Below are 13,905 nucleotides of genomic sequence, written 5' to 3'. Positions count from 1 at the left end.
GTTGGCTGTAGATAAGACGACATGGTCAGGCCGTAGAATCGGCTTTAACGAACGCAAGCAGAAGGACGCGCGTAACCAGAAAGTGAAATCTGGTGTTGCCAGTGCATTCCACTGGTTTAAGCATCGCGGCTGGATTATTCTGGTTGCTGTTGTGGCCTTGTCTGCGGTTGTCTGGAACCAGCGTTTCTATCTGCAGCGATTCAATCCCCTGGAACTGCGCCATTTGCAGTATGTGGACATCGAAGGGAATAGAATGCTGTCCTGGGAAGATGTCATGCAGAATGCCCAGATTGAAACGGGTATGCTGATGTCTGAATTGGACGCTGACTCTGTGGCTGAAGCTCTTTCACAGATTCCCCTAATTCATTCGGTGACCGTAGAGAAGAAGTTCCCCTCTTCCTTGTACATCAAGTTGCAGGAAGCTTCTCCGATGCTCTCTGTGCTGGATGGCGGTAAGGCAACGATTTATTCGGAGAAAGGAGCTGCACTTCCGTTTTCTGTGGCTACGGCAATGCGACTTCCTGTTTTGGAAACGGCCTCTGTTGGGCATGTCAAGATTGTTGCGGAGTTTCTTGATGCTATGAAAAATGTGAACAGTGACTTGTATGAAAAGGTGTCTCAGGTTTCATGGTCAGAAGAAGATCGAGGGATTGAAGTTTATTTCAAGGATGTTGGGTTCCGTACGATTTTTCCGGCATCGGATTGGACAAAGGATGTTTTTGTGTTGTACGAATCTTTAGGAAATGGATTCACGAAGGATTTGCGGTGTGCCGGAGTTGTGGACATGAGATTCCATGGCTTTGCATACGTAAGGAATTATGACAAGAGGTGTGTCAATGGATGATAATAAGCAGGCAATAAAGAAAGAAGATTATATCTTCGGTCTCGATATTGGGGCCTCGAAGGTAAATCTGTTTGTTGGCATTTCCGAAGGGGACTCTGTTCGCGTTGTCGAATGCGGTGATTTTCCGCTGGCAAACGCTGACGAGTATGACCTCGTCGTCGAAACCTTGCAACAGGCTGTTCAGCAGCTGGAACGTTCCGCTGGTGTGGATGTGCGTGATGTCTATGTAGGCATCGCCGGAAAGCATGTGCTTTCTTTCAGCTACAAGGGTATTATCACACTCCCCACAGGCGAAGTTCGTGAGCAAGATATTGAAAATGTGAAGAAGCAGGCTAGCACCTTGCCTAATGGCGCTGGTAGCTTGATTCACGCATTCCCGGGTGAATATACCCTGGATGACGAAAAGGGTATCCGCAATCCCAAGGGCCGTACAGGCCGTCGCCTGGAAGTGGATGTGCAGCTGGTGACCTCTCGCCAGAACGCCCTGCAGAATTTGACCAAGTGCATTAACCGTGCTGGCTTGAATGTGGCTGGCTATGTGCTGGAACCTTTGGCTGCTGCCTGCGCAGTCCTTACCGATGATGAAAGGGAACTTGGTGTTGCCCTTGTTGACATTGGTGCCGGTTCTGCAGATATTGCCGTGTTCCTGAAGGATTCCGTTCGCTATACCAATTCTCTGGACCTGGCCGGTAATGTAATCACTAGCGATATCAGTAAGTGTCTGAATGTTCCTATTTCGCTGTCCAAGGCAGAAGAAATTAAGAAGAAGTATGGAACTTGCGTTATTAGCAATCTGATTGAAGATGAAACATTCCCGGTTCCCGCTGTTGGTGACCGCGGTGATGTTCCCTGCTCTCGAAAGTTGCTGGCCAAGGTCATTACGGCCCGTGTCAGTGAAATTTTCCAGTTGCTGGCAAAGGACTTGCAGAAGCAACAGCTGGAATCTTTGATCAATGGCGGCATCGTCCTTACGGGTGGCTGCTGTGAATTGGAAGGCATTGAAAATGTGGCGTCCAAGGCATTCTTTGGTAAACCGGTCCGTATTGGTCATCCCAAGGGGATGAGCGGTATTCAGGATGCTTTCCAGAGACCGTCTTATGCAACTGGTGTAGGCCTTTTGCATTACGCCAACAAGGAACATAATAACAAGAAGAAGAATGATACCGGCGCACAGCTGAAGGTTTCCGTTGGAGACGGATTTAGAAAGGTTGTCGGTTTCATCAAGAAGTATTTCTAACAACAAACCAAAACACTCAATAAATCAGGGAGATTAAACATGAGTGAAATGAATGATATGTACTTTGAGGCCCAGTCCCGTATTATGGGTGAAGACCTCTCCAGCCGTAATGCAAAAGTCAAGGTCTTCGGTGTCGGTGGTGCCGGTGGAAACACCGTAAACCGTATGAAGCAGATGAGCATTGAAGGTGTTGAATACTATGCTGTCAATACCGATTCTATGGCTCTTGACTTGAGCTTGGCTGATCACAAGATTCTCATTGGTGAAAAGTCCACCAAGAATCTTGGTGCCGGTATGGATCCGGAAAAGGGCCGTAAGGCTGTTGAAGAAAACATTGAAGAACTGCGTGAATCCATGAAGGGTGCCGACATGGTGTTCGTTACTGCCGGTATGGGCGGTGGCACTGGTACTGGCGCGGCTCCGGTCGTGGCCGCAGTTGCTCGCGAAATGGGCATCCTGACTGTTGGTGTTGTGACCAAGCCGTTCCGTTTTGAAGGTAATGCTCGTGCTCGCGTTGCTCAGCAGGGTATTGCAGAACTTCGTGCTGCTGTTGACACCATCATCGTTGTTGAAAATAAGAAGCTCCTCGCCATGCTCCAGACTTCTAATCAGAAGGCTACCATGGATGAAGCTTTCAAGATGGCTGACGAAATTTTGGGCAATGCTGTTCAGAGTATCTGCGGCATCATGTTCCATCATGGTCTTGTTCACGTTGACTTTGCTGATATCCGCAAGGTGATGCAGAACGGTGGCAGCGCTCTCATGGGTACCGGCTGTGCTCAGGGTGAAAAGCGTGGCATTGCCGCTGCTGACCTGGCTCTGGCTTCTCCGCTTCTGGAAGACATTAGCATCGAAGGTGCTACCGGCGTTCTTATCAACGTTGCCCACGGTGAAAACTATTCCCTCCTCGAACATAGCGAAGCTATGGAACACATCTATGAAAAGGTGGGTGAAGAAGGTGATCCCAACATCATCATTGGTGACATCACTATTCCGGAACTGGGTGACAAGGTTTCCATTACCATTATTGCAACTGGTTGCGGTACCGCACAGGCTGCTCAGCAGCCCGCTGTCGCTCGCCCCACTCAGGTGTTTGCTAATCCGTTTGCAAATCAGCAGACTGTCCAGATGCCTGCCGCTCAGATGCCTGTTTCCCAGCAGCCCGCTGTAGCTCCGGTGGCTCCTGTTGCTGCTCCTGCCCAGCCCGCAGTTCAGCAGTCTACTCCGCGTCCCACTAGCGTGAATTTCTTCGCTATGGCACAGCAGGCTCAGCCCGCAGCTGCCGCTCAGCCCGCTCCTGAAATGTATGCTCACCAGGCTCCTGTTCAGCAGATGCCAGCTGCACCCGCAGCTCCCGCAACTGTAGAAATGGTTGCTCCTGTGTTGACTACTCCGAGCCTCTCTGATTCTCAGTCTTTCCCGGCAATTGATGCCGGTCGTTTCGGCGCCATGGATTTTAATGCCCAGCAGCCTGCTGAAGAATCCATGACCGTTAAGTCGGAAACTTCTGAAATCGAAGCTGTTTCCGACGAAGACGTCTACAACCGTGGCTTGGATTCTCGTAGTGCTACCAGTGCTTTCAGCGTCCCCGCTTACATGCGTCAGCAGGAACCTGCTGCTGAACCTGCAGTGAAAACTCGTACTGTATCCCGTCAGGATGTTGCCGAATGTGCAATGAAGGCTGACGGTGTGGACTACAATATGCCTGCCTATCTCCGTATGGGCGTCGACATGGAGAATTTCTAGTCCCCAAAGTCGAGTGTTCTCGATGAACCGAAATTAGGCTTGCGCTCCCTATAGGCGATACTGTTGCAGATTTCTGTAACAGGATTGCTGGGTGTTGCCTAGCCACAAGGAACACACACACACAGAACGTGCGAGTGCACGTTCACACAACACAAAGGAATCGCCTGGGTCTCCCTGCCTGGGCGATTCTTTTTACATTTGGTATTATGAAAATCCGAAACATACTCTTTTCTCTTGGGTTACTGTCCGCCATTTCTTTTGCCGGTATGAATGCCGGTGATATTCCCCAGTGGTCTTCAGATAGTTCCTACAAGGGCTATGTTCAAATTGGAACTGATTTCAATTTTGGATTGAATGGGGGACCGACCGATCCTGAATTTGCTGCAGATACGGTTGAACGGTATGGCGGAAACTGGCGCGGTCTGAGAGTTCCCCTGGAAACGGCTCGCAGTTACGAAGATCATATTGATCCTTTCTTCATGATTAGTTTCCGTGCGGGCTATAAAAACTTCCATTTCTTGATGGAAGCTCCTCTTCGCAAGGATATTGAAGCCTGGTACGATTCAGACCTGAAAACGAACTTTACCTATAAGCCTAGTGAGTTGGACATTGCTGTCCCTATTAATGGTTATGCCCTTTGGCAAAATCCCGTGGGCTATGTCCAGTTGGGCCGTTTTAACCCTGAAGATCTGAAGGTCTCTCCCAACGATTTGACCATTGGTGGAACGCCTTACCACGACGGTCTCCTTTGGAAATTCGAACCGGGTATTTTCCGTTATGCCTTCATGGTCAGTTCCCTGAATGCCTGGCTGTTCAATGATATAATTGACCCGACAACAGGATGCCCTCCCGAAGGTTCCGAGGCCGCCGAACAGAAATGTCCTGAAAAAAATAAGCAGGCTAGCAATCAGCGCGATCGCGTTTATGATGAAAATGTAAAGAATCTGGTTTACCACCGCATCGGAATCGAGATGAACCATTTCTGGATTTCCATCATTGAAGAAAGTATGGTGGGCGGTAAGGATCTGGAATTCCGTTCCATGAATCCCTTTATGTTCCTGCACAATAACTTTGCTGGTGGATACACCAAGGCTGTGACTACGGCAGAAATTGGATTTAAGCCGATTTCTGGCGCTCGTTTTTATGGTCAGCTGAACATGGAAGACATCAATAGTCCCGTTGGTGAAGATAGTGATAAGGGGACAAACCGCAGTATGTTAAGCTACCTGGTTGGATACTCTCAGGAAATTCCCACACAGCGCTACGGTGATTTCTTTTTCCGCTTCGATGTTGTCCGCACAGACCCTCTTCATAACAACGGCCGTCTCCCGCTTCTTGAATATTCTAGCCGTCGCCTTTATCGTAGTAACTACCGTGACCAGGATGATCCGGATTTTGCAGATATGTTCTTTGTGGATTATCCCATCGGTTACCGTCGCGGTTCTGACGCCTTGGATCTTTGGCTGGACCTGTCCTGGAAATATGGGCGTCATACAGTAAAGGCGACCCTTGCCTGGTTGCAGCAGGGCGATAACGAATTGTACACCGACTATGACGAAGCGATTCATGATGAGTATGCTCCTTCTAATCGGGTAGAAACCCAGTATGTTGTGGATGCACTTTATTCCATGCAGTACAATAGCTGGTTTGGCTTTTACCTGGGTGGTGGTTTCCGCATTTACGAAAATCTGGCCCACGAAGTTGGAAACGATGGTGCCGATGGCTGGATCCGTGCCGGAGTGAAGTTCATCTTCAACCCCGTGGACTACAGATTCTAATTATGAATTATGAAGTATGAATTATGAGAATAAGTAAGGCGGCGAAGCCGCGATTTTAGCTCTCGTACTTAATAATTCGTAATTCGTACTTGGCCCATCCATCATTATTATCTATCTTTATAGGGCCTTTAACAGGAGTAAGTTATGTCTGAAATCGGTACCCCGCTAAGCTCTAGTGCAACTAAGGTTCTCTTCTGCGGTGCAGGAGAACTGGGTAAGGAAGTTATCATCGAAATGATGCGTCTCGGCGTCGAAGTGGTTGCCGTAGACCGTTATGCCAACGCCCCGGGCATGCAGGTGGCTCACCGTTCCCATGTGATCAACATGCTGGATGGTGCCGAACTCCGCCGCGTTATCGAGCTGGAAAAGCCCGACTACATCGTGCCGGAAGTGGAAGCTATTGCTACCGATACTCTGGTCCAGATGGAATCCGAAGGCTATACCGTGATTCCTACCGCCAAGGCTACCAAGCTGACCATGAACCGCGAAGGCATCCGTCGCCTTGCTGCCGAAGAACTTGGTATCAAGACCAGCCCCTACAAGTTTGCAGACAACTTCGAAGACTTCAAGGCAGCCGTCAAGGAAATCGGTATTCCTTGCGTCATCAAGCCCGTGATGAGCTCCTCCGGCCATGGCCAGAGCGTCATCAAGACTGAAGCCGATATCGAAAACTCCTGGAACATTTCCCAGAACGAAGGCCGCACCGGTAAGGCTAGCCGCGTGATCATCGAAGGCTTCGTTCCCTTTGACTACGAAATTACTTTGCTCACCGTCCGTCACGTTGCAGGTACTGCATTCCTGGAACCCATCGGACATCATCAGGTGGGTGGCGACTATCAGGAATCCTGGCAGCCCCAGCCCATGAAGCCTGAACTTCTGGAACAGGCTAAGGTCATTGCCAAGAAAGTGACCGATGCTCTGGGTGGCCGCGGTATCTTCGGCGTTGAACTGTTTGTCTGCAAGGACGAAGTGCTATTCAGCGAAGTGAGCCCCAGACCTCATGACACCGGCATGGTGACCTTGATTTCCCAGGACCTTTCTGAATTTGCTCTCCACGCCCGCGCTATTCTCGGCCTGCCCATTCCTAACATTGCTTTCCACGGCCCCAGTGCTTCCAAGGCAATCGTTTGCGATGGCAACTCCACCCAGGTGAAGTTCAGCGGTCTTGAAGAAGTTCTTGCAGAACCCGACACTGGCCTCCGCCTGTTCGGTAAGCCGGAGCTGAAGGGCCACCGCCGTATGGGCGTTCTTCTTGCCCGTCGCGAATCTGTGGACGAAGCTCTCAAGACTGTTATGGCCATGAGAGAAAAGGTGAAGGTTTCCCTTTAATAAACGAATTTCGTTTTAACGAAAAAGCACCGCAACTTATTTGCGGTGCTTTTTCTTGTATACGTTAATTTGCTTTTATCGCTTCATGCTGTCGTAGTAAGCTTCCAGCTCTCTGTGGCAGTTGATGAAGTACTTCTTCAGTTGCGGGTCGAAGTGGGTTCCCATAGATTCTACAATCACTTCGTATGCTTCTGCGTAAGACATCTTTTCCTTGTAGCAGCGCTGGCTGACAAGTGCGTCGTACACGTCTGCAACGGCCATGATGCGTGCTTCCAGGGGGATGTCCTTGCCCTTGAGGCGGTTGGGGTAGCCGGTTCCGTCAAAACGTTCGTGATGGTAATGGGCAACGTTTCTGGCTACGGCCACAAACTGCTCGGACTCAACGCCCTTAAGCAAATTCTCTACGATTGCGGCTCCCTTTTCGGCGTGGGTCTTCATGATTTCGAATTCTTCTTCGGTGAATCGGCCCGGCTTTCTCAGGATGGCGTCGTCCACGGCGATTTTACCAAGGTCATGCATCGGGGCGGCCTTTATCAAAGCGCTAAAGAAGTTGTTCATGGGTCTGTAGGTGTCGTCCTTACGCATTTCGTTGACGATAATCTTTACCGCTTCGCTGGTTCGCTTGATGTGGCCGCCAGTGTTATTGTCACGGCTTTCTACCATGTTGGCCATGCCCAGGATCATCTGTTCCTGAATAGCCTGGATCTGGCTATCTCTGTTCTGGACATCGGTAACGAGGTTGTTGTTGTAGTTGTCCAACAATTTGATGTAACGCTGGATCTTGGTGTCGTCTTCGATGCGGAACATATAACCGCAAATCTTGTTTCCGTGCATCAGGTTTTTCAAGGTGCTCTTGTAATGCATCTTGCCGTATTGGAAACTAGAGGTGTAAGAGAAATCGTTGGGGTTGAATTTGCTGATCTGGTCCAGCAGAATTTTTCCCAGTTCATCGCTTTCCTGTACTTTAAAGTCTACGCGGAACTGCTTTAATGTGGGGAAGTGGTGCAGGGCGATGTCGTTACAGCCGATGTAGCGCAAATCTTCGGAGAACGAAATGTATGCACTTTCGTTCTGGAATTCCAGCGTGTCAAGAATGGTGCTCTGGATGTCGTATTTACCAATGCGGTGGATCATGAACAATATGGTATACTGGAGCAGCAGGAATACAGCGGGTGTCAATACCATGTCGCAGTTGAGTCTACGCATAACAAAGAAGGAACCGATCATGATGAAGCCAAGTACGGCCAAGGTGAACAGGTTCTTGTAGGAAATGTTTCTCTTTTTGTAGAAGGAAGTGAAGAAAATGACTAGACCCGAAATAAGGTACAGCCCCATTATGATGTTATAGAGGTTGTGTGCCGGACCGTATTCCGCTACAAAATCGGTAACGCCGAAATTTTCAACAAGGGTAATGCTCTTGTAAAAAATGTCGCTCTGACCAGTTGTCAGTGCAAGGCAGAGGATGATGGCGCTAATGCTGAACAGCAAAATGTGCAATTTCTTGGAAACCTTGATGTTGCAGAGTGCCAGTTCTCCAAGAAAGAATAGCATCGGAACAAAGGAGGCTCCTACGTAGGCAATCTTATTTGCGAGAAGGGCTTCTTGTTCGTTGGTGGAATAAGCCAGGAACAGATGTCCGCCTATCTGTACAGTCATCACATGGAACATGGCTGTGTAATAGGGAATGTTGCGCTTGGAGTTGATTGCCATCAGGATGGCAATGTTCGCAAGTGACAAAATTAACGTGGCGATTAGATAATAATGAACCATAAATCCTCAAAAACACAAATCTTAACGATTTGTTACGTATACCAACAAGATAAATAAAATTTTACGAGTGTCAGCAGACAATCTTGCCTAGGGCGATGATTGCGGCTGTTCTTGCGCGAAGTCTGGTGGGGCCCAGCTTCATTAAGTGGACCTTTCCGTTAGAAAAATCCTTGATGGCCTGGATTTCTGCAGGGGAGAAGCCGCCTTCGGGGCCGACCAGCAGTGTGGTGGGGGAGGCTAGACTTTCGGTGGCGGGAGCGTTTTCGCCGTCCATATCGCACAGGACCAGGTCGCCCGAGTAGCTTTTTAACCAGTCCTTGAATTCGATGGGGCCTTCAATTTTTGTGAGCCATGGCTTCTTGGACTGCTTCAGGCTGACAAGGCTTTTCAGTTCGGCGCGTCGTACAGTCTTTTTCAGGTCAGAGTTCTTTGGCTCCTGGGAGTAGTCTGTCCGCAGAAATACGATGCTGTCAATTTCTGTCTGTGCGGCGTGGAACACCACCTCTTCCAGGGCGTCGTCCTTGAGGCAGGCAATGCCAAGAGAAACCTTGGGACGATTGCTGCTAGCCGTTTCCACTACATCGACGCGGACTTCGCAAGCCTTGGCGTCAGCTTTCGTGATTGTCCCATCGGCGTAATGACCTAGGCCATCGGAAAGTTGCAGCACATCGCCAACGGCGGCACGGCAGACTCGTACTGCGTGGGTGCTTTCGTTTTCGTCAAGAGTGATTGTGCCTTCGGTAATCAGCGGACAGTAAAAACGGCTATCAGGAGTTTTCATGGCCATAAAGTAGCAATTATCTTTGCCCATTGTTCCTTGAGCATTGCTCATTTTCTAATTTGTGGAGTATGACTCGTAAGCCGGTTAAAGCTGTTGTATTTGATTTGGATGGTACGCTGTACCTGAGCGGCCGCCCCTATCCCAAGGCTGTCAAGACGGTGAACAATGTGGCAAAGCATGTTCCCGTATATTACCTGAGTAATAACACCAGCAAGTCTCCGGTGTTTTATGAGAACCGTTTAAAAGTGATGGGCTTGCCCCTTCGCGATGACGCCATTATTTCTGCATTGACTCTTTCCCTCAAGGCCATTCACGAAGAAGGCGTCAAGAACGTTTTCTTCTTCGCGAACCCCGAAGTTACCGAATGGTTTGCGGCTCAGGACCCGACTTTAAATCTTCGCCCCAGCGTGGCTGATACGGAACTGGTTCTGATTGCCTACCACAATTCCTTCGACTATAGGGAACTTTGTGAACTTTCTTTCCGCGTCCAGCGCAAGATACCCTTCTGGGTGACCCACACGGATTTTGTGTGTCCCGATGCTAATGGCCCCGTTCCAGATATCGGCAGCTTCATGGCTCTCCTTAAGACCGCCTACGGTGTGGAACCGGAGCGCAGTTTCGGTAAGCCCAATCCGGCCATGCTGTCTGAACTTCTGAAGGTTTATGCCCCCGAAGAAATTCTTTTTGTGGGCGACCGTCTCTACACAGACTTTGAATTGGCAAAGCGTAGCGGTTGCCGTTTTGTTCTGCCGCTCTGTGGAGAAACAAAACTCGCCGACCTGGAAAAACTGGATGTAAAGCCCGAAGTGGTTGTGGACATGGTCAGTGATATTGACTTTGACGCATTTTTCGAGGGTCGTCTTTAATGCGAAGAATTCTGTTGGCCATTTTGTTGGCGATTCCTGCTTTTGCCGCCAAACTGACGGTTGCCGTGTCTCTGCAGCCTTACTCCAGCGTGGTTCATGAGATTGGTGGCGACCAGGTGAATGTGGTGACTATGGTTCCCGCAGGTGCAGATCCGCATACCTTTGAACCCAAGCCTGCGGCTCTCAAGGACTTCGCCAAGGCCACGGTCTATTTCAGCGACGGTTCCGGTATGGATGCCGCCTGGCTGCCCCGCTTCAAGGGTGTCAATAAAAACGTAAATGTCGTTTCCCTTTCCAAGGGAATCGCCTGGATGGAAGAGGATGAACATCACCATCACGAAGGTGCTGAAGACCATCACGACGAACATCATGATGACGGCGGGGAAGAACTGGATCCTCATCTGTGGACATCTCCTGTCCAGATGATGCAAATCGCAGAAAACCTCTGCGAGTCGCTAATGAATCTGGACGCTTCCAATAAGGACCTTTACCGCAAGCGTACAAACGATTTGGTCGCCCGCCTGAAAACGTTAGACCAGGAACTTCGCCAATCCATTAACGGACTCCCTGCCGATGGTCGAACCTTTATCGTGTTCCATCCGGCTTATGGTTACTTCGCCCGTGATTACGGCATGAAACAGCTTACCGTAGAGGTGAACGGCAAGGAACCGAAACCCAGGGATCTGGCAAACCTTGTTAAGACCGGCAAACAAAACAACGTCCACATCGTATTCGTCCAGCCCCAGTTCAGTAAGCGGGCCGCAACGACTATTGCCAAGGAACTGGATGCTACCATTCTGGAAACAGACCCTCTTGCCTTTGACTACGAAAAGAACATCAGGGCCCTGCTGAATGCTATCCGTGAAAAGTCCGCAAAATAACTCTCCCAGGGAATTCCATGAACGCCATTGAAATCAAGAATCTTTCTTTCGCTTACGGCAAGACTCCGGTTCTCACAGATGTGAACCTGGAAATCGAGGAAAATGATTTCGTTGCCATTATTGGTCCTAACGGGGGCGGAAAGTCCACCTTGATGAAGTTGATTGTGGGTCTTTTAAAACCGTCAAAAGGTGAAGTCAAACTTTTTGGCGAGAAGGTCCCGACGAAAAAGCTATCTGTGGGCTATGTCCCGCAGAACACCAACCGCAACGTAGAATTCCCCATTACCGTGGGGGAGTGTGTCGCCCTTGGAAAAATCGGACTGAAGGCGAATTCAGAAGAAGTCGTGGCCGCCCTGTCCAAGGTTCATCTGGATGGATTCCTCGATCGACGTCTTGGAGAGCTGAGTGGCGGTGAACGCCAGCGTGTGCTGATTGCCCGTTCCCTGGTTTGCAATCCCCGCATTCTCTTTCTTGACGAACCCAGCAATAACATCGATGCCGCAGGCCAGGAAAACCTTTACAACATGCTGGCCGAATTCAGCCAGAAGATGACCATCGTTGTGGTGACCCACGATTTGATGGCCCTGTCTCACAAGGTGAAGAGCATTGTCTGCGTCAACCGAAACGTCCATTATCACGAAGGTTCCGGCCTGACTCAGCAGATGATTTCCGATACCTACGGATGCGAAGTAGACTTGATTGCTCACGGAATTCCTCACCGTGTGCTGGGTTCCCACGACCACGCTCATGGTGGCTGCTGTACCCATACCCATTTCCAGTTGCAGGACCCGTCGCAAAAGACGAATGTCCCGTTTATCCGATAAGTTTCAAGTATTGAATATAAATTAAGAAGGATTTATATGAAGAATTTCAAAAAGTTTAATTTAGTCCCGATGATTGGGACCCTGGGCCTCGTCGGTCTATTTCTGGTTGCCTGTGGCGACGATAGCAGCAGCACAGGATCTTTTTCCATGGACGAATCTTTCGAAGTGATCCTTTCGAAAGTCAACTATGATTATAAATCCAAGGATTCCCTGTTTATCCTGAAAAAGCCGGAATGTAAGGAAAGCTCCCTTGGCTATCTGGTCTGGAATCAAGAAGCCGATAAGAGGGATACCCTTGAAGCTAGCCTGAAAAATACAACGCTCCGCCTTCGTGATTATGGGGATAAAGGCTGGTACGAGTATAGGTTTGAAGGGAGGGATTTCCCCAAGGGCCTGTTTTATGAAGGTAGCCTTGCCAACGAAAAATTCCGTTATGCCACCCGTATCGATGGCAAGCAGTTCAAGGAAGTCTACCAGTTTAATGGCAGTTGCTTCATGAAGAACTATTACAAGGTCCTGTTTGAAAATAACGAAGCCATGGCCGAAGCTGATAACGCCCTGACTAAATTCTACCAGAAATTCACTAAGGATGGCAACGCGAAGGAACGTCAGATTAGTGACGATGTAAAGGCTCCGACCTGCAATGAATTGAGTCTGTTTGATGGTGACGTGATTATCAAGGTGGATTATCTGAAGGAATCCTCTGGCCAGATTTCCCTGAAGTACAGCAAGTCTGACGACTGTCCCATTTCCTTTACGATCCGTTATGCCAATAATGAATCGGATTGCTCTGCCGCCTACGACGACTTCTCTAAGGAAAAGTACGAAGACGAAAAGTTTGATTTCTCTAAATATTCCATGTCGGTGGATTACAGCACCTACTGCATCGAAAGACTGGTTCTGGAATTCAAGAAGGAAACGGGAATTCTGACTAAGCAGGCTGCGGATGATGAATCCGTTTCTACCGATGCCATTGCCCGCGCTGCGGTCAACGTGATTTTGGATGGTTTGAAAAAGTAATCAGAACATCTAACCGAAATAAAAAACACCGCCGATTGCTCGACGGTGTTTCTTGGTTTTGATTTGGAAATTGGAAGTTCTTTTGATCGTTTTTGAAGAACGTCGAAAATATTAGCGAAGGTCGGCGACACAGCGGACGTACAAGCCCTTGCTGGCGCTTTCGTCGGTGCGGTTGATGCTGTGTGCTACACTGCGGAATTCCCAGGAACGACCGGTGTTCTTCTGCACAGAGGATTCAGACCAGTAGTGACCGGTGGAGGAACTTTCGCAGTAGCCGTCCCAGTTCTTGCAGCCGCCCTTGCCCAGGTTGTTCCAGTCCAGCTTGGACTGATCCTTCTGGTAATCACGCCATTCGCCGTCGTTGGGCAGGTGCCAGCCGGCGGGGCAAGCCATCTTGGCTTCGGTATGGCTGTAGAAACGGCCGTACTTCTTGCAGTTGGATTCTTCTTCCATGAGGCACTGACGGGGAGTAGAAAGGCTGAAGGCCAGATTGTTCTTCATCCATGCCTTGTCGCCACGGATTTCGACACTATACTTTTTTCCGTCACGCTTGTCGGTAAGAGTCTTGCCGTCTGCGGAAATATTCTTGCTTTGGAGAGCTGCCTGGAAGATTTCTTCTTCAGACATGGTAGCTTGAGGGGCTTCCATCTTCTTGGCCTTCTTGACCATGCCGACCTTGGCGGGTTTTGCAATCTTGCTCTTGACGGAGCCTGCGCCCATGGGGGCTGCAAATGCTGCGGTCGCGAACATTGCGGTGATAGCCAAAGTCGTGACAACACGACCAGTGAATTTGAAGAAAGAACCCTGCATAACAGCCTACCTTACAATC

Annotated in this window: 12 protein-coding genes; 9 read left to right on the top strand and 3 right to left on the bottom strand. The window is 49.4% G+C overall.

What is annotated here, in order from left to right:
- The first annotated feature begins 1 nt into the window (after position 1).
- From BUB73_RS04055 to purT, 5 genes are all read left to right on the top strand, one after another.
- Positions 2-844, top strand: a complete 843-nt coding sequence (locus BUB73_RS04055; protein ID WP_073157038.1) for a cell division protein FtsQ/DivIB — start codon at positions 2-4, stop codon at positions 842-844.
- On the top strand, positions 837-2,081 hold the full coding sequence (ftsA, locus tag BUB73_RS04050; RefSeq protein WP_073157035.1) for a cell division protein FtsA: 1,245 nt from the start codon (positions 837-839) through the stop codon (positions 2,079-2,081). Before BUB73_RS04055 ends, ftsA begins: the two co-directional genes overlap by 8 nt.
- Positions 2,082-2,120: 39 nt before the next feature.
- Positions 2,121-3,827 carry a cell division protein FtsZ gene (gene ftsZ, locus BUB73_RS04045; RefSeq protein WP_073157032.1) on the top strand — a complete coding sequence of 569 codons (1,707 nt, stop codon included), beginning with the start codon at positions 2,121-2,123 and terminating at the stop codon, positions 3,825-3,827.
- Positions 3,828-4,033: 206 nt separating this feature from the next.
- A complete protein-coding gene (locus tag BUB73_RS04040; protein ID WP_254794867.1) occupies positions 4,034-5,605 on the top strand; it encodes a hypothetical protein in 1,572 nt (523 codons plus the stop codon).
- Between the two features lie 144 nt (positions 5,606-5,749).
- Entirely contained in the window at positions 5,750-6,934 is a 1,185-nt protein-coding gene (gene purT, locus BUB73_RS04035) for a formate-dependent phosphoribosylglycinamide formyltransferase (protein WP_073283796.1), read from the top strand.
- A gap of 75 nt (positions 6,935-7,009) precedes the next feature.
- Here the strand turns inward: purT and BUB73_RS04030 are convergent, their stop codons facing one another.
- Both BUB73_RS04030 and BUB73_RS04025 read right to left on the bottom strand, forming a co-directional pair.
- Positions 7,010-8,704, bottom strand: coding sequence for an HD domain-containing phosphohydrolase (locus BUB73_RS04030; RefSeq protein WP_073283794.1), 1,695 nt, complete (start codon positions 8,702-8,704; stop codon positions 7,010-7,012).
- A 70-nt stretch (positions 8,705-8,774) separates the two neighbouring features.
- On the bottom strand, positions 8,775-9,515 hold the full coding sequence (locus BUB73_RS04025; RefSeq protein WP_249269296.1) for an RsmE family RNA methyltransferase: 741 nt from the start codon (positions 9,513-9,515) through the stop codon (positions 8,775-8,777).
- Positions 9,516-9,553: 38 nt separating this feature from the next.
- On the opposite strand from BUB73_RS04025, the gene BUB73_RS04020 reads away from it, so the two are divergent.
- The 4 genes from BUB73_RS04020 to BUB73_RS04005 are packed head-to-tail and all read left to right on the top strand — an operon-like array spanning position 9,554 to position 13,076.
- Positions 9,554-10,351 (top strand): HAD-IIA family hydrolase, encoded by a 798-nt coding sequence (locus BUB73_RS04020; RefSeq protein ID WP_073157023.1) that lies wholly within the window; start codon positions 9,554-9,556, stop codon positions 10,349-10,351.
- A complete protein-coding gene (locus BUB73_RS04015) occupies positions 10,351-11,232 on the top strand; it encodes a metal ABC transporter solute-binding protein, Zn/Mn family (protein WP_073283792.1) in 882 nt (293 codons plus the stop codon). Before BUB73_RS04020 ends, BUB73_RS04015 begins: the two co-directional genes overlap by 1 nt.
- Before the next feature lie 17 nt (positions 11,233-11,249).
- The gene (locus tag BUB73_RS04010) at positions 11,250-12,056 is read left to right on the top strand and encodes a metal ABC transporter ATP-binding protein (protein WP_073283789.1); all 807 of its coding nucleotides are present in this window, start codon (positions 11,250-11,252) and stop codon (positions 12,054-12,056) included.
- A 36-nt stretch (positions 12,057-12,092) separates the two neighbouring features.
- Complete coding sequence (locus BUB73_RS04005) at positions 12,093-13,076, top strand: hypothetical protein (RefSeq protein ID WP_073283787.1); 984 nt, start codon at positions 12,093-12,095, stop codon at positions 13,074-13,076.
- Positions 13,077-13,187: 111 nt separating this feature from the next.
- Here the strand turns inward: BUB73_RS04005 and BUB73_RS04000 are convergent, their stop codons facing one another.
- A complete protein-coding gene (locus BUB73_RS04000; protein WP_073157012.1) occupies positions 13,188-13,886 on the bottom strand; it encodes an FISUMP domain-containing protein in 699 nt (232 codons plus the stop codon).
- Between the last annotated feature and the right edge of the window lie 19 nt (positions 13,887-13,905).

The organism is Fibrobacter sp. UWH6 (genome assembly GCF_900142465.1).
GTDB lineage: Bacteria > Fibrobacterota > Fibrobacteria > Fibrobacterales > Fibrobacteraceae > Fibrobacter.
Note: the sequence above shows the minus strand (reverse complement) of the source record. Positions and strands in the feature narration are given on the sequence as shown.